Raw genomic sequence first — 17,274 nt, 5'->3', positions numbered from 1 at the left:
GTATAAAGGCGCCTAAGGTTACCATTTTGTGGTTTTTTTTAAAGAGTCAGCGCTTGGAATTTACACCTGTAGTTTAGTAAATCTTGTTGTTTTTGCTCAAGTTTGCAGTTCAAGGCTACCGTTTTATGGCAACTTTGGGTTTTACTGCTACATTTAACTCATTGTATTGATTCGTTTTTGTTTTCAATTAGCACGCTGCTCAAGTGTGTTTATCAACATTAAAGGTGAGTTCGTTTATGGCAGGTAAAATTGATAAGAAAGCCTATGAAAAACGCTTAGAAGAATTGCAAACCGAGTTAGTAAAATTGCAGCAATGGGTAGTCGCTAAAGGCCTTAAGGTGGTGGTGATATTTGAAGGGCGCGATGCTGCCGGTAAAGGTGGGGTCATTAAACGTATTGCCGAAAAGCTTAACCCACGGGTATGTCGAATTGCGGCTCTACCCGCCCCTAACGAGCGTGAAAAAACTCAGTGGTACTTTCAGCGCTATGTGGCACATTTGCCTGCGGCCGGAGAGATTGTCTTATTTGACCGCTCTTGGTACAACCGAGCGGGAGTAGAAAAAGTGATGGGTTTTTGTAGTGATGAACAGCATCAAGATTTTCTACGCGCCTGCCCTGAGTTTGAAAAAATGCTGATCCGCTCTGGCACTATTTTGATTAAATATTGGTTTTCTGTGTCTGATGAAGAGCAAGAAAAACGCTTTTTAGAACGCATCAATAACCCGCTTAAGCGCTGGAAGTTTAGCCCAATGGACTTAGAATCACGCTCTCGTTGGGTGGCTTATTCACAAGCTAAAGATGAAATGTTTGCTTATACCGATACTAAGCATTCGCCTTGGTGGGTGGTGAATTCCGATAACAAAAAGGCGGCGCGACTTAATTGCATTAGCCACTTCTTATCGCAGATTGATTATCAAGATATTGAGCATGAAGAAATCATTTTGCCAGATATTGACAAGAAAGATTATGTGCGGGTACCGATTAACGAACAAAGCTTTGTGCCCGAACAATATTAGCCAACTCCAAATCGTCACGTTGTGGCTATAATAGCGGGCTACTGTGCCCGTTATTAGGTTTGATATTGTGATGAATTGGCAAAGCCTGTTTGCTGAACAGCAGCAGCTTGATTACTACCCGCGTTTAATCGACAAGGTAGCCGCTCAGCGCGCCGCATCCAAGGTGATTTACCCGCCTGAGTCTGAGGTATTTGCTGCCTTTGACAGCTGCCCATTGGAGCAAGTTAAAGTGGTGATTCTTGGACAAGATCCCTACCACGGTGCTGGTCAAGCCCATGGTTTAAGTTTTAGTGTGCCTGAGGGCGTAAAAATTCCCCCTTCACTGCGCAATATCTATAAAGAGATAGCTACCGACATCGAAGGTTTTAAGATTCCAGAGCATGGTAATTTAAGTGCTTGGGCTAAGCAGGGCGTATTGCTGCTGAACACCGTGCTAACCGTTGAGCAAGCGAAGGCGCATTCTCATGCCAAATATGGTTGGGAAACCTTTAGCGATGCAGTGATTGCTTACATCAGCCAGCACTGCAGTGGCGTGGTATTTTTGTTGTGGGGTGCGCATGCTCAAAAGAAAGGACAAGTTATAGATAAAAGCAAACACCTTGTTTTGCAGAGTGTTCATCCCTCACCGCTGTCAGCTCATCGAGGTTTTTTCGGCTGTGGGCATTTTTCGCAGGCCAACCAACTACTCGAACAGCAGGGGAAAACAGCTATAAATTGGCAAATTTAGCTGGCTAACTGGGTGCGGTTTCGGCCGCTGCCTTTGGCTTGATAAAGTGCACTGTCGGCTCGGTTAAAGGCGGTGTTAAAAGCTTCATCTTTATCAACTAGGGTTAAGCCGATGCTCATACTCAACTTAATGTGTTGTTGATTGCCCTCAAATGACAGCAAGAAGTCTTGTTGGTGAATCAGTTTACGCAAACGCTCGGCAAAATTATAAGCATCTACTTCATGCTGCTGCTCAGAGAGTAAAATAAACTCTTCACCACCCCAGCGGGCAAATAAATCTTGGCTGCGAATTACCGAGCTTAATTGGCGAGAGAAAAAACGCAGCACTGCATCACCGTTATTGTGGCCATAACTGTCGTTAATGTGTTTGAAGTGGTCGATATCAAAAACAAATAAGTAGTAGTTATTACTGGCGATCGGTTTCTTTTCCAGTGCTTCTAATAAACCTCGGCGATTAAGCACTCCCGTAAGTTGGTCGTTACTGGCGCTGTGTTTGAGTTCGTCAACGTCTTGCTCAAGAGTATGAATAGACTGGGTTAAGCTTCTCTTTTGGTGCAAAACATAACGCAGCAACTCGGCTGCAAAATAGCTTAGCCAGACAGCGATGATAGTGGCGTAAAGGGTTTCATTGCTGACCCATTTTCCTTCTGCCTCAACTTTATTGAGGGTTATGGTGTATTCGCCATCGGGCGAGGTTGAAGGGATATCAAAGGCGATTTCTTTAATCTTCGAAAAATCTAAGGTGAAGTCATCTCGTGATTGGTAATAACTGTTTAGCCACCAAGCGGGAATTGAGAACTGGTTAAACTGAGCTCTGGCTTGTTGCTCTGCCAGTTCTTGCTGCTCAAAATAGGTGAACATAAATTTTGCATCAGATAAATCGTGGCCACTGATCGCTTCTGTGCTGCGCATAAAAAAGCGTAGTTCGCTAGAAGGCCCTTCGAACTCTGCGTCCACAACCAACTGTTTATAGCCACTTAAGTCGAGGTTTTCTAGGGAAGAGTATTTGTCTGATGTGCTAGCTTCGCTTGGTTTATGGAATTTGATGCTGATTCCACAATACTTGGCCGGCAAATGGCTGCTTTCTATATGACATACAAATTTTTGGTTGCTGGTGAGCCAGTATGCACTGGAGTTGCCACCTTGACCTTTGTCTGAGTACAAATCCACCAGCATATTTTCGTTTGGAAAGATCTGTAGGCGCTTGGCTGGTATCCATTGGGCAGCTACCAGCACTAGCACGGTAAGGACTAACAGAAAATTGCGCAGCCATGCCCAAGGGAGCGAGTTTTGTTTCATTTATGCCTATGAAAGGTGAGTAAATACTTTTGTTTCTTGTTCAAATAGTAGCTCGCTTGGTGACAAATAAATGTGAGCTATTTGGGCATCTTTACTTTTGTCTTATGTTTTTTTGCTTATTTTAAGCAAAGGCTTTGGTTGGTTTGATGCTAGGTGTATAACAGGCAAAAACTCGAGAGGCAGCAATGGCAAAAGCACAAGCGCGAGCACAACACATTATCGTGAGTTCAGAAAAGAAAGCTTTAGAAATACTAGAGAAGCTTAACAAAGGTTCAAGTTTTGAGGCGATGGCATCTCGTTATTCGTCTTGCCCTTCTGCCAAGCAAGGAGGTGATTTAGGTGAGTTTGCTAAAGGCGATATGGTAAAAAGCTTTGATAAAGCCGTGTTTTCTGGCCCGCTTAATGAGGTATTAGGGCCAGTAAAAACTCAGTTTGGTTATCACTTAATTAAAGTGACAGAGCGTTGGAGCTAAAGCTTTTAATATCGCTATCAGCGCCTGTTTTAGAGAGACTGAACGCTTGAGCTTATCTGTTGGCCAAGATCTTCTAGCTTAAACGTGCCTTTCTCAGTCAGGTTTACCGCTGGCCACAAGCTTCCGATGTCCAGTTTTACATCTACTTTATAATCTAGTTCCGGGCTTTTTAAGGCCACAAAAGAGCTTAATAGGCGGAAGGTGGCAATTAAGTTGGCTTGGGCGGGCAGCGTGAAATTGGCTTCGCCATAGCCGGGCACTTCGGGTAAGTCGCTGGTGGCACCAGTAACTATTTCATGGCCGTTCAGTGACAAGGTATAAACCGCTCCAGCTAAGCTGAGCGCTTGTTTATTGGGGTTAACTACTCGCAGGTTAATATCAAAGCTCGGTGTCATGCTGTCACCCGCTGTAGGCACTACCGATACTAAGTTTACTTTAGGTGGGTCGTTGGGGACCATGCTGCTACAGGCTATCAGCCATAAACTGGCAGATAGAATAAAGGTGTTAATAAGTGCTTGCCGCATGATGAGAAACCTAAGCGAAGAAATAAACTACAGCTAGTTAAGCACAATCTGTAGGGCTTTGCATTGTTATACCAATCGAACTAAGTAAGTGCTTATTCTATCTGGTTAAAATACTCGATAACTGCGTTGTGATTTTTGATTGTAGAATAACTACTTATTGAAAATCCTGCCTTATTCTCGAGTATTTTTCCTGCGTTATTTCTGATCACTGACTCAGTGTGATTGGCATTAGAAAAATCAACAAGCCAGCAGAGCGCTGGCTTGTGAAACAACTATTTTAGCTATTGCTTGGTTCTACGGCTTCCACCCAAAAGGTGCCTACTTCGGCGCGTATCACCGTTACTTCGCTACCAGCAGTAATGGTTTGCTCGCTTTTTAGTGTCCAGCTAATGCCAGAATACTTATAGCTGCTTAAACCACGCTTATCGATGTCTTGTTCACAGAAAAAGCGATGGCCATCAAAGTCACTGCTTACTTGTTTATTGTCTGAGCTGTTTTGCAGCTTGCGCATCGGTTTCCACAATACGCCGGCGAGTAAACTACTGACGATGGCGTTAGCTAACAAAATGCTATTCCAGGTTTCGGGTAGCACATTTAGCCACACCAATGAGCCAGTAATGACTAAGGACAAGCCAATAAAAAACAAGATGAAAGTGGCAAAACCGATGATCACCACTTCAAAGGTAAGCAAGATGATGCCTAGGGCAATCATTAACTGTGGAATGTGGTTGGCAAACAGTTCCGCCATGGTATTAGCCCTTATTTAACGCATTAAGAATGGTGGTAGCTTGAGCCACTAATGAGCCCGCTTCGGTGCTGCTGTCGGGCAGCAATACCACACTCGACTCTTTAGCAATGGCGTGTTTAGCTTCAATTGCTTTAGTCGCAAGATCCAGCTGAACCGCTTTTTGACCTTCTGGCGTAGCAGCCGATTGACCCACTGTGGTTAAGGCTTTTGCTTGTGCATCGGCAACTGCAATAATCGCTTCTGCTTCACCTTCTGCGCTAAGTACTTGCTCGCGTTTTTCGGCTTCAGCTTGTAATACGCGGGCTTGTTTTTCACCTTCAGCAATGTTGATGGCCGCAGCTTTTTCACCCTCAGACTCTAGGATTTTAGCGCGACGTTCACGCTCGGCACGCATTTGCGATTCCATGGAATCCATAATCGATGCTGGAGGAGTAATATCTTTAATCTCATAACGCAATACAGCTACGCCCCAAGAGGCCGATGCTTCGTTAATTTGAGTAACAATTTTGGCATTAAGCGCATCACGTTCTTCAAAGGTTTTATCCAATTCAATTTTACCAATTTCAGAACGCATGGTGGTTTGCGCCAACTGAGTTACCGCAAATACGTAGTCTTCTACGCCGTAGGTGGCTTTGTATGGGTCTAATACACGGAAGTACAATACGCCATCTACTGATAAGGAGATGTTGTCTTTAGTAATTGCCGCTTGGCTTGGTACATCAAAGGCCTGTTCTTTTAGTGAACGGCGAGCCGATACTTGGTCAACAATGGGGATTAAAAAATTAATACCCGCTTCTTTGGTTGATTGGTATTTACCAAATCGCTCAACTACCCAAGCTGAGTTTTGTGGCACAAATTTAATCGAAGATTTAAGTACAAATACTGCAAAAATTAACAGCGCAACTTGTACGGTGAGTAGATAATCAAAAACCATAGGCATAACACTTTCCTTACCAGTTAAAAACGAATCTAAAACGCGAATATATCGTTACGCTGCAAAGCTTATGGGTCACCTATACAATTTGTTAGGGACCTTTTATTTAGCAGCAAGGTAATCATAAAAAGCCCAGAGAATACAGCGCTTTTTGACCAATAAGTGATTACTGTTGGCTGCTTACAATTAAATACTAATTAATTTGTTGGCTTAGTATTTAAGTGCTGGCTTAAGGCTTGATCCCAATAAGGGTTTAAACCGAAACGCTGGGCTAAAAAATCTATCATTACTCGGCTGCGGTGTGGCAAGTAGCGGGTATTGGGATAAACCGCCCAAGCGTGCAATGCTGGCAAACTATACTCTGGTAGCACTATTTCTAGCTCTCCTTTGGCAATGGCCTGCCAGGCTATAAAACTAGGCGTATGGGCAATGCCATGTCCGGCAATCGCTAAGTCTTGCAAAAAATCACCGTTGTTGGCGCTAATATGTGGTTGGTAGGCTACTTGATGAACGCGCCCTTTATTGTCACTTAGTTGCCAACTAGCACTACCACGTAAGCTGTAATGTAGTACTTGATGTTGGCTTAGTTGCTCAGGCTTGGTGGGGCGACCGTGTTTGTCGAGATAGCCCGGTGATGCCACTAAAGCAAAGTTGATCGGGGTAATTTTTTTGGCTTTAAGGCTAGAGTCTTTTAGCTCGGCAATGCGCAGCGCTAAGTCTATGCCTTCTGCCACTAAATCATGTTGGCTGTCGGCTAGGCTTACTTTAAGTTTAAGTTGTGGGTGCAGTTGCATAAAGGCAGCAAAAGCGCTGCTTAAGTGTGCCTGGCCAAAGGATAAGGGCACCGCAATATGTAAGCTGCCAGTTAAGGTTTGTTCTTGGCAACTGGCGTCTTGGTTAAGCTGATCAACTTCGTCGATTATGCCGAGGCTGCGTTGATAAAACTGCTGACCTGCATCACTTAAGCTAAGGCGACGCGTGGTGCGCTGCATTAGGTTGCTGCCTAGGCGCTTTTCCAAGGCACTTAAACGCCGACTCACCACCGATTTAGCCACCCCGAGTTGCTCAGCGGCTCGGCTAATACTGCCTGCCTCAACCACCCGCACAAAAATTTGCATCTCTTCCAGCTGTCCCATCACCGTATTCCATGTTCGCTAGCGACTATTGTTGCCATTATAGGAACAATGATTTGCCAAGTGCACGGTTTATCGTTCTTCATAACAACATTAATCTGTTCTTAAGCAAATGGCCTTAAGCCAAAATGAAATGGAGAACACAATGATGAATTTACTACAACAACTAAGCCAACCAACTGCACGAGTATTTTTAGCGCTGATTTTTATCCTCTCTGGTTACGGAAAAATTGCTGGCTACGCCGGAACTCAGGGTTATATGGAAGCCATGGGCGTTCCGGGTGCGCTATTACCCTTGGTGATTGCCTTAGAACTGCTCGGTGGTTTGGCGATTTTAGTGGGCTGGAAGACTCGCCCTGTGGCATTTCTATTAGCCGGTTTTAGTCTGCTGTCGGGTCTGTTATTCCACTTTAACCCAGGCGATCAAATGCAAATGATTATGTTGATGAAAAACATAGCCATTGCCGGTGGATTCTTATTATTAGTCGCTCATGGTGGCGGTGCATACTCGCTGGATAAACGCAGCGCATAGGACTAGAGATGACTAGCTTAAAACAACTACAACAAGTGGTGGCCGGTCAGGCCACCAGTGACGGCGCTGGCGTAAAACTTACCCGCATGCTGGGCAATAACCAGCTGCGCCACTTAGACCCTTTTTTGATGTTAGATTGCTTTGAGTCAGACAAACCCGATGATTACTTAGCGGGTTTTCCAGAGCATCCGCATCGCGGTTTTCAAACGGTCACCTATATTCTTAATGGCCGAATGCGCCATAAAGATAATGCTGGCCACGAAAGTGTGATTGAAGCCGGTGGCGTGCAATGGATGAATGCTGGACGTGGAGTGATTCACTCAGAAATGCCCGAGCAACAAGACGGCCTGCTTAAGGGTTTTCAACTATGGGTTAACTTAGCTGCAGAGCACAAAATGTCAGCGTCAGATTATCAAGAGCTGAGCGCCGAGCAAATACCACTGAGCCAAGATGAGCAAGGCAACGTAATAAGAGTGGTTGCCGGAGAGCTGCCTAACGGGACCGTTGGCGCAGTGCAAACTAGCCACACTGCCGCCAGTTTTTTTGATATTAGTTTGGTGGCAGGGGCAAAGCTAAGCCTCGACTTACCCGCTCACCATCACGGCTTTGTTTACGTGATTGAAGGCGAAGTGACGGTTGCTGGTAACCCGCAGGCCATTGCTGCCTATCACTTGGGTGTACTTAGCGAAGGTAAACAACTGGTGTTGCAAAGTCAGCACGCTAGCCGAGTGCTAGTGGTGACCGGAGAGCCGCTTAAGGAACCTATTGCTTGGGGCGGCCCATTTGTGATGAACACTCGCGAGCAAGTACTACAAGCATTTGAAGATTTTCAAAATAACAAATTTTAGGAGTAATACCATGGGACTGTTAGTCGATGGGAAGTGGCAAGACAAGTGGTACGACACCAAACAAAGTAAAGGTCGCTTTGTGCGCAGCGAATCGCAGTTTCGCAACTGGGTAACAGCAGACGGTAGCGCTGGGCCCAGCGGTAAAGCTGGGTTTAAAGCCGAAGCAGGGCGTTATCATCTTTATGTCTCTCACGCCTGCCCTTGGGCGAACCGCACAATGATATTTCGCAAGCTAAAAGGCTTGGAAGAGATGATTGATTATTCGGTGGTGCATTGGTTTATGGGCGAACATGGCTGGACCTTCGCTCCCGGCGAAGGCGTGGTGAGCGATCCCATCAATAGCGCTGAGTATTTGCATCAAGTCTACACCGCTGCCGATCCTAACTACTCTGGTCGAGTGACTGTGCCGATTTTGTGGGACAAGCAACAACAGACTATTGTTTCGAATGAGTCGGCCGACATTATTCGTATGTTTAATTCTGCTTTTGACCAACTTGGCGCTAAGCCTGGTGATTACTACCCGGAAGCATTGCGCGAAGACATTGATGTGATTAATCAGCGCGTTTACAACAACGTAAACAATGGTGTGTATAAGGCGGGTTTTGCTACTAATCAAGAAGCCTACGAAGAAGCCCTGCATCCATTGTTTGTAAACTTGGACTACCTAGAACTGCTCCTAAGCGAAAAACGCTACCTATTGGGCGACACACTGACCGAAGCAGACTGGCGCTTGTTTACCACCTTGATCCGCTTTGATGCGGTGTATGTTGGCCACTTTAAATGTAATTTGAAACGGATTGTCGACTACCCCAACCTAGATGCCTACATGCGTGAGCTTTATCAAATCGATGGCGTGGCAGAAACTATTCATTTCGATCATATTAAGCGTCACTATTATGAGAGCCACAGCACCGTCAATCCCACTGGTGTAGTACCTGTAGGGCCGATTTTACACTTAGATAAACCTCACCTTCGCGGCTAAGCTAAGCAAGATTTAGTGAATAGTCAGTGCCTTAATGTGGCATTGACTATACTTAGCCTAAGCGCTTAAAAATGAGATGGTTAGTGAATGTTTTAGCTCGATTACTCTGTGGGTTTTTATTGCTGTTTATGCCCCTTGAGGGACTATCCAAGCAAAAGATTTTGGTGATAGAAAGCTATCACCAAGAATACTCATGGGATAAAAGCTATATCGAAGGCCTAGAGTCGGTACTTGGCGAGAACTATCAACTCACTTACTTTGAAATGGACACAAAACGGATACCCGTTTCCCGCCATCGCAGTCGCGGTGAACTAGCTTGGCAGCGCTACCTAGATGTGAAACCCGACCTGGTGATACTGGGTGACGATAATGCACTTAAGTATCTTGGCTCGCGGTTTGCCAAAACACCGCTGCCGGTGGTGTATTTAGGCATTAACAATAATCCTCGTCGTTACCACGTTCATCAGCGTCACAATATTACTGGCGTATTAGAGCGGCCCTTAATCAAGCGTTCAATCTCAAGCATTAAGCCAATGTTTCCTGAGGGGCTTAACCGTATGTTGATTTTGTTTGACGACGGCACCACGGCTAAAACGGTTCTACAGGAAGAATTTGGGGGCGAATCTCAGCTATCGGTGTCTGGCGTTAAGCTCGATTTGCGGCTAATTAGTCGTTGGGATGATTGGCAGCAAGCGGTAAGTAGTGCGAAAGAACAAGGGTATGATGCCATTGCGTTTGGCCTTTACCACACACTAAGAGACAGTAAAAATAAGTATGTTGAGGCTAGCGAGGTGATCGAATGGTCGTCGCAGCATACGCCTGTTCCCCCCTTTGGGTTTTGGGACTTTGCGGTGGGCAAAAATAAAACCATCGGCGGCTTAGTATTATTTGGCTTCGAGCAAGGGCGCATTGCCGGTGAACTCGCCCACAGCATACTAACCACCGATGTAGAACCGCACACCCTCGGCCCCATAACCGCCGAAAAAGGCCGCTACTTATTTAGCCGCAGCCAGTTAGAGCGCCATCACTTGACCCTACCTAGAAAAATGGCGAACAAAGCCAGCTTTGTTGAATAGTTCGCTTAAGCTTTCTCCTTTGACTACGCTCAATAAATAAGCGGCTAGGGCGCTATCTACTTGGTGCTGGATAGCGTAGAATCCTGCTGGTTTTTCAGCCTCTTGGCTGTGGGTTTTATTTTACTTGGGACTAATCCATGACTAATAACGATATTCTTCGTCGTCTTCGCTATTGCTTTAACTTTAACGACAACAAGATGATTGCCATTTTTGCGCAAGCTGAACTAACAGTGAGCCGTGCCGAAGTGAGCGATTGGTTGAAGAAAGATGATGACGCTGCTTATCGCAATCTTAACGATAGAACCCTAGCGATTTTTCTTAACGGCTTAATCAACGAAAAACGCGGCAAACGTGAAGGCCCGCAGCCTGAGCCAGAAAAGCGCCTAAACAATAACCTTATTTTGATGAAGCTAAAAATTGCGTTAAACCTCAAAGCAGAAGACATGTTAGAGGTATTGGGCCTAACCGGTTTTCAATTGAGCAAGCATGAGCTAAGTGCTTTTTTCCGCAAGCCAGATCATAAGCATTACCGTGTATGTAAAGATCAAATCATGCGTAACTTCTTGCATGGCATGCAGCTTAAATATCGCGCCAACCCAGACGAAGCACCCGACTTTGAGTGGGATGAAGAATAAGCCTTTATCAAAGAAAAAAGCCGAGCTAAGCTCGGCTTAAAGTATGTTTTTGGATTTATTGGTGTCCAATTAAAGTTCTCTAGAAGAAAATACAGGTGTGAATAGCTCTGTTGGTTTGATGTTATTTTTCATTGCTTGCTTGAATTTAATGGAGTCTGTTGCTGACATATCTATTACAGGAGGCTGAGATATCATAGAGCGTATCTTGTCGCCCATTTCCTGAACTTTCACTCGCAGTGCTGGCTTATCTATTACACATTGGTTTTTGCCATTGTTTGTTTTCTTTAGCTCCTCGTCAGTCAACATATCGCTAATAATGCTTTGCCATACGTCAGCAACAAGTTGGTATTCGTTGATGATTTTGAAAGAAAATTCATCGCTAAAATAGGATAGAAAGCCTGCCCTCGCTCCAAGTAATGACCAGTAGCCATTTTCGATATCGGCACCCGCTGACATCCATACTGCCATACGGCGTATTTCTGGGTTATTGGCCTGTCTTTGTAATTGCTCTAGAGTTTTTATGTTTCCATTTAACCTACCTAACTTAACTGTTTCTCTAAATCCAGAACGAAAAGCTTGAAACGGTGAACCGTTGGTATAATTGATCGAGTGAACACTATGGAAAACTTGGTAGGAAGGTTGATTCCAGAAATCAATTGCTAAAGGATTACTATTATCTTCACAATTTTCGTGGGTTCGCATTTCTTCGATAACTTCTTTGGTCCAAATTTTCACACCACCAAAGGCATAAACAAGACCAGTGACATGATTAATGCTACACCATTGCCATACTGAGTGTTCTAAATGAGCAGGAACATGAATGCTAATTTTTAGAAAGTCGGGATCAATTTGGTTGTCAGCATCAACAAGAATAAAACGCTCCGTTTCTGCGGCTTGTCCGGCTGCTTTGTGCGCAGCATCAAACCCTTTTACACCGTGTACTCGTTTTGCCTTTGGAACGATTTTTTTAAGCTGTTCCCAATTAGTATCGGCATTAGGCTCATCATAAGAGAGAAATACCACATCATAATCAGCAAAATGGGCCAGTTTAGCTGGCCGCTGTAACTCAAGTTTTTCAATCCAATGAGGGGGTTGACTACTCATTGGTATCGTTTCAATTTGGTCTACGATTTCATCTATATCTAAGGCTTGGTGTTTACAGCTAAATTGTCTCGCTTGAACTTGGTGGAATTCACTCTTAGCTACTTTTTTTACATAACTTTGAATAAGGTTCATATTGAGAGTTTCTGGCAGTTGCAGAGCTGCGCCTTGCTCTACTGCCCGATGTGTATTCAGAAGTTGCAGAAAATTTGTTGGTTCTAGCAGCAAGGGCTTACCTTTTAACATTGATTCTGCCACCAAATTGCTCCCGCCATGGCAAATAACTATATCAGCCTGGTTTAGCACATCTTCAATATCGAAAGGAACGTGGCTGATAGATATGTGTTCTCGAGTAAAATGCTGTGCGTAGTTGCGGCTAAGGCCAAGCATATGCACCAAAGCATTTAACGAAGGGTCAGCCACTAATGCCTCAAGAATTTGGTTTGCTCTAGGTGTGTTTGCGTATAAGTAAACAAACACCTTTATTTGGCGGTTGTTTGAGTTGGGCCACTGGGCCTTTATTCCACCATTGCTTGTTAATGGTTTACCCAAAAAGTCCGATTGGTGAAGATGTTTAATAGGGTTTAGTTGTCGGTAGTTTAGCCATAAGGTTTTGTTGGCTTCGAATACTTGTTGCAGGCAATCGACTGGCTTGGCTGCTAGTTTGAGCAGAGCATTGTTTATTATATTGAGTAGCTTTTTCTCAGCTTTGACTTCTGTTTCATGATTAACCGACGTGCGTTTATGATTGGGAAGTTGTTCCAAAAAATGCGGTAAGTTGCCTGAGCTCTCAGGACTAAAGAACCCATGCTCTATATTTACAGTTGGAATGGCGAGTAGTTTTGCTGCCATTAATCCGCCAATAGAGGAGGAGGTAATTACTAAGCTGGGTTTATCTTCATCCAATACACTTAGCCATGACCGAAGGGTAAAAGTAAAAGCGCTACAGTCTTGTAAGCCGCTTAAACCTAATAGTGATGAAGCATGGCTATTTCCCTGTATGTTCTTTACTAAAGTAGGAGAGCCTGGACACCTGCTGTAATTGAGACGGTTTGTGTCGAGTAGCTTTTCAATATCTTTGATATATGCCTTAATTGACGGAACGATGAACTCAACTTTCCATCCTCTATTTTTGAGGTTTTGGGCGACTGGTATCAGGGTGTTGATTTGGCCTATCCCCGTTCCGTATTCCCATATTATTTTTGCACTTTGCATCATGTGATTAAACCTTGGTTAATTCCATTTCAGCCAGTTCGGGGAATAGGCGTCTGTAATCTTCTTTACGGCGTTGGTCTAGAATAGTAGTGGTGCGTAAAAATTCTCTAAACTGCTGCTGATGAAGGTCTTTTTGGTCTAAGAAGTTTATAATTCCGACCATTGCCTCACGGATGTTTTTAGCTGTGGCTTGATGCTCTGAGATAGCCACTAAACGCTGTTTCGCTTTTTTCTTTAACTCAGGAGAAAGAACTTGAATGCTCAGGTGTGAAGGCCTATCTAAGCATGTAAATCCAACATTGAGTTGCTTGGTTGCGGGATCTCGAAACTCATTCACATCTTCTATCTGTTGGATATGCCATTGAAGATCCAAAATGTTGAGTATTGATACAACAAAATGAATATCTAGCTTAGCCTTAGGGAGGCTTTTTCGTAATAAGCGTAAGTTCTTTAACCAGCGCTTCCAATTTAGCCCTTTTCTTATGTACTCTCCTTTTTCCCCAGCACCGTCTAAGCTGAGATGAAAAACTACATTATGGAATGGCTTGAGCATTTCAAGAATGTTCCAGTGCTTATATTGAATAATACTGAAGTTTGTGGTGTAAGTTATTTTGCTATCAAAGGCTTTTATCGATATTAGCTTTTCTAGTAATTGATAGTGCTTATCAGATAAGAGAGCTTCTCCCCCAGCAAAATGCCACTCCTTTATGTCGCCAAGTTGACGTTCATCAAGTTGATCCCAAAATGAAGTGTTACCTTCAATACCTTGAATAGCGCGATTTTTCGTTAAATCTTCAACGCTAATGTTATTAGGGTAGATAGCTTGAAAGTCATCTCGCCAAGCGTTAGAGAAGCTTACTGAGCAAGAGCGGCATTTAAAATTGCATTCGTTAGAAATTCGTAAATCTAGGCTGCTCAGTTTAACCTTGTCTTCACTAGGATCTTTGGTAAGTTGCTGATAGCTTTGAGGATCTCTATTGATGATACCTGTCCGGTGAGACTCTAAGCCCAAGAGCTCAGCTTTTTTGCAGCCACCACACTCTACGGGCCACATTCCCATTAGCATTTGTTTTCTAATGTGTGCCATATAGCGAGAATCAACAAATTCGCTCACTGGGGTATCTATTAGGTTACGCTCCTTCAGGGCCGGTTGCGCTACACAGCAGAGTTTTACATCACCGTTCATTTCTACGTAAGCATGATTCCACGGGAGCGGGCAAATACAATTAGAAGCCACTTTGATTTCCTTAATGTTTAGTTTCTGCCAGTGATTGCCTGAAGTTTCATGTAGCCTTCAACACGGGTATCTATGAAGTTATCTTCCCGCCAAGTAGCCACACCTTTTTGCACGGAAGTTTCACAGCTATCGAGGTCTCCTACGTGGTGGATGATTGGACGGCTATCTCCTGAAAAGCTCAGTAGCACATCATCCATAAATCTGGTGGAGTTTATATCTTCGTAGCCTAGTTCTTTGGCTAACTCTAGAGTGCGTAAAACTTGTTGTTTAGTGAAAAAGTACGTTCTATTTAGAATGTCGATTTCACAATTTACTCGTCCAACATCTGAGTCTAGAAATGGTTGGCCATTTCGATAGCACTTAAGTTGGCCCACCACTCCATGAGGAACAGAAGGGTTGGCGAATAGCTCCTCAATTAACTGGTCGATTTGCGAACCGGTTAAATATAAATCATCATCTGGGCAGAAAAAGAAATCATGTTGTTGCTCAGAGGCAACTTGCCAACGCATGGTGTACAACGTAGGAATAGGTTGATTGATGATTTCTACTTCATAGTCATCCAAGTTTAACCATTCTTCGATGCATACCTCAGGGTTATTGTTACTTAGTACAATTTTGTCTATGTATTTTGAATCTAAAATTCTGCGAATGATCTTGTCCATGTTTTGTGGACGTTTGTAGCTCAATAAAACAGCGCATACTGACATAAGGTTCCTTCCTATTAATTGGCTGAGATTTCTATTTTTCTGTCTGCGGCAGCAATGGTTTGGGGCCGGTGTGCGATAGTGATTCTGGTGATATCTAAACGTTTGATGTTTTCATTGATACGTTTTTCTAGCTCGACATCTAGGGCGCTTGTAGATTCATCCAAGACTAATATTTTAGGTTGAGCGTACATGGCTCTGGCTAACAAAATACGTTGCTTTTGTCCCCCAGAAAGTGCTGAACCCATATCACCAATAATGGAGTTGTAGCCCATCTTCATGGCAATTATTTCTTGATGCATTTCCGCTAGCTTGGTGCATTCTTCAATGCGATCCATATCTGGTTCGGAATCAAAAAAGGAGATGTTTTCTAGCAAGGTTCCTGAATACAGCTCATCATCTTGCATTACACAGCTAATCAGTTTCCTAGCCTCTGAACCTAAGTTTGTTAAAGGCACTCCACCAATCAGAATTTCCCCCTCTCCAGGTTGCTGTACGCCTGAAATCAATTTGGCGATAGTACTTTTCCCTGACCCAGAAGGACCAACAATAACAACATGTTCCCCAGCTAATATTCTTTGGTTAAAGCTGTTGATTATGTAAGGTTCGTAATCGGAATAGCGAAAGCTAACGTCTTTAAGTTCAATGTTGGGAGTAATGTCGTTTTCACCTATGTAGGGTAGCTGGGGCTCTTCTTCAGGAGCTGTTCCCATGATGTCCCAAAGGCGTTCCACCTCAAGCTGCACCATACCAAGTGCTACAGCTTTCTCGATCAGTCCGTTCATCCGGCCAACAAACTGATCTTTATAGGCCAAAAATGCTAATAAAAAGCCCACAGTCATTGAGCCTTCAATCACCAGTTGAGCGCCTAAATAAATAACTAAACCTCTCTCAAAACCTGAAATGATGGCACCTATCTGCCCATATTTTAGGTTCAAAATTGCTATATCTACGTCTTTGTTATAGGTGTCGTATAGGTTTCTATACCATTGGTCACGGCGCACGCCTTGTTTATTAAACAGTTTGATTCCGCGAACACCGCGGATGGTTTCTAGAAAGTGGCTGTCTAGTAGAGCTCTTGCGACGAGTTGTTCTCGCACTGCAGTTTTAAAAGGTAAGTAGCGTAACCAGCGAATAATGCCGTATAGAACGACAAACCCAAGCGCAATAGACGCGAGCATTTTGCTATAGATGAAAATGATAGTGCCAACAAAAATACACATGATTCCATCGAGTACTGAAGACACAAAGCTGGTGGTTAAAGCCCCTTGAACAGCGTTTAGAGAGTGATATCGAGAAACCACGTCACCGATGTATCTTTGCTCGAAGAATGAGCAAGGTAGCTTAAGTAAGTGAGTAAATACCCGAGTTTGGATATTGGCATTGATTATTATGCCAAATCGAAGCATTACCCAAGAGCGAAGTACTCCAATTGCTGCTTGAAATAAGATGACAAAAATATAGCCAATAAACAGGATAGTGAGTAAATCGTAATCAGCAGTTGTGACAACATCATCGATAACCCATTGGGTATACAAGGGTAATAAGTTAACAAAAAGCTCTAAGGCTAAGGAGATGAGGAAGATATAAACAAGCCCTTGTTTTACGTCCACCATGCCTTTAAACAGTAAGAACATCGAAGGCTTGTCGCGCTCTTTCCCCTTCTCAAACTCTACCGTAGAAGAAAGCTCCATGGCATAACCTTGAAAGCTTTCTTCTACTTCCTTCATTGGTACTTTTACTACCCCAGAGGAGGGGTCGTGAATAATGATGTACTTGCGATGAACCTTTTTAAGCACCACGAAATGCATGTTTTTCCAGTGAAGAATGCAGGGCTTTTGAAGTTTGTGAAGGCTTTGTAAGTCAACTCTGACACCGCGTGATGCAAAGCCAAGTTTGTCCGCCACGTTACGTAAATCAACAAAGTTCATTCCTCGTAACGAAGTGGCAAATCGAGATCTAATAGTATAAAGGTCAATATCTTTACCGTGATAGCCTGCGATCATTGCAAGACACGCTAAGCCGCATTCCGACATGGTAGTTTGGCGTACAACTGGAAGCTTAGAATTGGATAAACTAGATATATTCATT

At 43.7% G+C, this 17,274-nt stretch carries 17 protein-coding genes; 8 read left to right on the top strand and 9 right to left on the bottom strand.

Annotated features, from left to right (window positions below; all coding sequences use genetic code 11):
• The first annotated feature begins 236 nt into the window (after positions 1–236).
• Positions 237–1,016, top strand: a complete 780-nt coding sequence (gene ppk2 / locus G6R11_RS16950; RefSeq protein ID WP_163134256.1) for a polyphosphate kinase 2 — start codon at positions 237–239, stop codon at positions 1,014–1,016.
• A 70-nt stretch (positions 1,017–1,086) separates the two neighbouring features.
• Positions 1,087–1,743 carry a uracil-DNA glycosylase gene (ung, locus tag G6R11_RS16945; protein WP_163134339.1) on the top strand — a complete coding sequence of 219 codons (657 nt, stop codon included), beginning with the start codon at positions 1,087–1,089 and terminating at the stop codon, positions 1,741–1,743.
• Here the strand turns inward: ung and G6R11_RS16940 are convergent.
• Positions 1,740–3,041 (bottom strand): GGDEF domain-containing protein, encoded by a 1,302-nt coding sequence (locus G6R11_RS16940; RefSeq protein WP_163134255.1) that lies wholly within the window; start codon positions 3,039–3,041, stop codon positions 1,740–1,742. The two genes, ung and G6R11_RS16940, sit on opposite strands and share 4 nt — an antisense overlap.
• 185 nt (positions 3,042–3,226) lie before the next feature.
• Here G6R11_RS16940 and G6R11_RS16935 point away from each other — a divergent pair, with 185 nt between their 5' ends.
• The gene (locus G6R11_RS16935) at positions 3,227–3,514 is read left to right on the top strand and encodes a peptidylprolyl isomerase (RefSeq protein WP_163134254.1); all 288 of its coding nucleotides are present in this window, start codon (positions 3,227–3,229) and stop codon (positions 3,512–3,514) included.
• A 29-nt stretch (positions 3,515–3,543) separates the two neighbouring features.
• Here the strand turns inward: G6R11_RS16935 and G6R11_RS16930 are convergent, their stop codons facing one another.
• The 4 genes from G6R11_RS16930 to G6R11_RS16915 all read right to left on the bottom strand — a co-directional run bounded on the left by G6R11_RS16930 (position 3,544) and on the right by G6R11_RS16915 (position 6,856).
• Complete coding sequence (locus G6R11_RS16930) at positions 3,544–4,038, bottom strand: LEA type 2 family protein (protein ID WP_163134253.1); 495 nt, start codon at positions 4,036–4,038, stop codon at positions 3,544–3,546.
• A gap of 277 nt (positions 4,039–4,315) precedes the next feature.
• On the bottom strand, positions 4,316–4,786 hold the full coding sequence (locus G6R11_RS16925; RefSeq protein ID WP_163134252.1) for an NfeD family protein: 471 nt from the start codon (positions 4,784–4,786) through the stop codon (positions 4,316–4,318).
• A 4-nt stretch (positions 4,787–4,790) separates the two neighbouring features.
• Entirely contained in the window at positions 4,791–5,726 is a 936-nt protein-coding gene (locus G6R11_RS16920) for an SPFH domain-containing protein (RefSeq protein ID WP_163134251.1), read from the bottom strand.
• Positions 5,727–5,917: 191 nt separating this feature from the next.
• Positions 5,918–6,856: a LysR family transcriptional regulator gene (locus tag G6R11_RS16915; protein WP_163134250.1), complete on the bottom strand. Its 939-nt coding sequence runs from the start codon at positions 6,854–6,856 to the stop codon at positions 5,918–5,920.
• A gap of 142 nt (positions 6,857–6,998) precedes the next feature.
• Between G6R11_RS16915 and G6R11_RS16910 the strand changes: the two genes are divergently transcribed.
• The 5 genes from G6R11_RS16910 to G6R11_RS16890 all read left to right on the top strand — a co-directional run bounded on the left by G6R11_RS16910 (position 6,999) and on the right by G6R11_RS16890 (position 10,926).
• Positions 6,999–7,385: a DoxX family protein gene (locus G6R11_RS16910; protein ID WP_304503129.1), complete on the top strand. Its 387-nt coding sequence runs from the start codon at positions 6,999–7,001 to the stop codon at positions 7,383–7,385.
• A gap of 8 nt (positions 7,386–7,393) precedes the next feature.
• Positions 7,394–8,233, top strand: coding sequence for a pirin family protein (locus G6R11_RS16905; RefSeq protein ID WP_163134249.1), 840 nt, complete (start codon positions 7,394–7,396; stop codon positions 8,231–8,233).
• 10 nt (positions 8,234–8,243) lie between these two features.
• Positions 8,244–9,215 carry a glutathione S-transferase family protein gene (locus G6R11_RS16900; RefSeq protein ID WP_163134248.1) on the top strand — a complete coding sequence of 324 codons (972 nt, stop codon included), beginning with the start codon at positions 8,244–8,246 and terminating at the stop codon, positions 9,213–9,215.
• An 83-nt stretch (positions 9,216–9,298) separates the two neighbouring features.
• Positions 9,299–10,291, top strand: coding sequence for an ABC transporter substrate-binding protein (locus G6R11_RS16895; protein ID WP_240352496.1), 993 nt, complete (start codon positions 9,299–9,301; stop codon positions 10,289–10,291).
• Between the two features lie 137 nt (positions 10,292–10,428).
• Complete coding sequence (locus G6R11_RS16890; protein WP_163134246.1) at positions 10,429–10,926, top strand: DUF1456 family protein; 498 nt, start codon at positions 10,429–10,431, stop codon at positions 10,924–10,926.
• Positions 10,927–10,995: 69 nt separating this feature from the next.
• Here G6R11_RS16890 and G6R11_RS16885 read toward each other — a convergent pair whose 3' ends face one another.
• From G6R11_RS16885 to G6R11_RS16870, 4 genes are read right to left on the bottom strand one after another with little or no spacing between them, the layout of a single operon-like run.
• Positions 10,996–13,245, bottom strand: a complete 2,250-nt coding sequence (locus G6R11_RS16885; RefSeq protein ID WP_163134245.1) for a glycosyltransferase — start codon at positions 13,243–13,245, stop codon at positions 10,996–10,998.
• Between the two features lie 4 nt (positions 13,246–13,249).
• Positions 13,250–14,479: a twitch domain-containing radical SAM protein gene (locus G6R11_RS16880; protein ID WP_163134244.1), complete on the bottom strand. Its 1,230-nt coding sequence runs from the start codon at positions 14,477–14,479 to the stop codon at positions 13,250–13,252.
• Between the two features lie 17 nt (positions 14,480–14,496).
• On the bottom strand, positions 14,497–15,186 hold the full coding sequence (locus G6R11_RS16875) for a hypothetical protein (RefSeq protein WP_163134243.1): 690 nt from the start codon (positions 15,184–15,186) through the stop codon (positions 14,497–14,499).
• 14 nt (positions 15,187–15,200) lie between these two features.
• Positions 15,201–17,273, bottom strand: coding sequence for a peptidase domain-containing ABC transporter (locus G6R11_RS16870; RefSeq protein WP_163134242.1), 2,073 nt, complete (start codon positions 17,271–17,273; stop codon positions 15,201–15,203).
• Position 17,274 lies beyond the last annotated feature (1 nt).

Origin of the sequence: Agarivorans sp. Alg241-V36 (genome assembly GCF_900537085.1) — a bacterium.
In the GTDB taxonomy this organism is placed as follows: Bacteria; Pseudomonadota; Gammaproteobacteria; order Enterobacterales; family Celerinatantimonadaceae; genus Agarivorans.
This window is presented reverse-complemented; position numbering and strand designations above follow the sequence as displayed.

Bases quoted from the DNA above. Each gene is read 5' to 3' on its own strand.
- ppk2 (WP_163134256.1), top strand. From the start codon at position 237: ATGGCAGGTAAAATTGATAAGAAAGCCTATGAAAAACGCTTAGAAGAA.
- ung (WP_163134339.1), top strand. From the start codon at position 1,087: ATGAATTGGCAAAGCCTGTTTGCTGAACAGCAGCAGCTTGATTACTAC.
- G6R11_RS16940 (WP_163134255.1), bottom strand. From the start codon at position 3,041: ATGAAACAAAACTCGCTCCCTTGGGCATGGCTGCGCAATTTTCTGTTA.
- G6R11_RS16935 (WP_163134254.1), top strand. From the start codon at position 3,227: ATGGCAAAAGCACAAGCGCGAGCACAACACATTATCGTGAGTTCAGAA.
- G6R11_RS16930 (WP_163134253.1), bottom strand. From the start codon at position 4,038: ATGCGGCAAGCACTTATTAACACCTTTATTCTATCTGCCAGTTTATGG.
- G6R11_RS16925 (WP_163134252.1), bottom strand. From the start codon at position 4,786: ATGGCGGAACTGTTTGCCAACCACATTCCACAGTTAATGATTGCCCTA.
- G6R11_RS16920 (WP_163134251.1), bottom strand. From the start codon at position 5,726: ATGCCTATGGTTTTTGATTATCTACTCACCGTACAAGTTGCGCTGTTA.
- G6R11_RS16915 (WP_163134250.1), bottom strand. From the start codon at position 6,856: ATGGGACAGCTGGAAGAGATGCAAATTTTTGTGCGGGTGGTTGAGGCA.
- G6R11_RS16910 (WP_304503129.1), top strand. From the start codon at position 6,999: ATGATGAATTTACTACAACAACTAAGCCAACCAACTGCACGAGTATTT.
- G6R11_RS16905 (WP_163134249.1), top strand. From the start codon at position 7,394: ATGACTAGCTTAAAACAACTACAACAAGTGGTGGCCGGTCAGGCCACC.
- G6R11_RS16900 (WP_163134248.1), top strand. From the start codon at position 8,244: ATGGGACTGTTAGTCGATGGGAAGTGGCAAGACAAGTGGTACGACACC.
- G6R11_RS16890 (WP_163134246.1), top strand. From the start codon at position 10,429: ATGACTAATAACGATATTCTTCGTCGTCTTCGCTATTGCTTTAACTTT.
- G6R11_RS16885 (WP_163134245.1), bottom strand. From the start codon at position 13,245: ATGATGCAAAGTGCAAAAATAATATGGGAATACGGAACGGGGATAGGC.
- G6R11_RS16875 (WP_163134243.1), bottom strand. From the start codon at position 15,186: ATGTCAGTATGCGCTGTTTTATTGAGCTACAAACGTCCACAAAACATG.
- G6R11_RS16870 (WP_163134242.1), bottom strand. From the start codon at position 17,273: ATGAATATATCTAGTTTATCCAATTCTAAGCTTCCAGTTGTACGCCAA.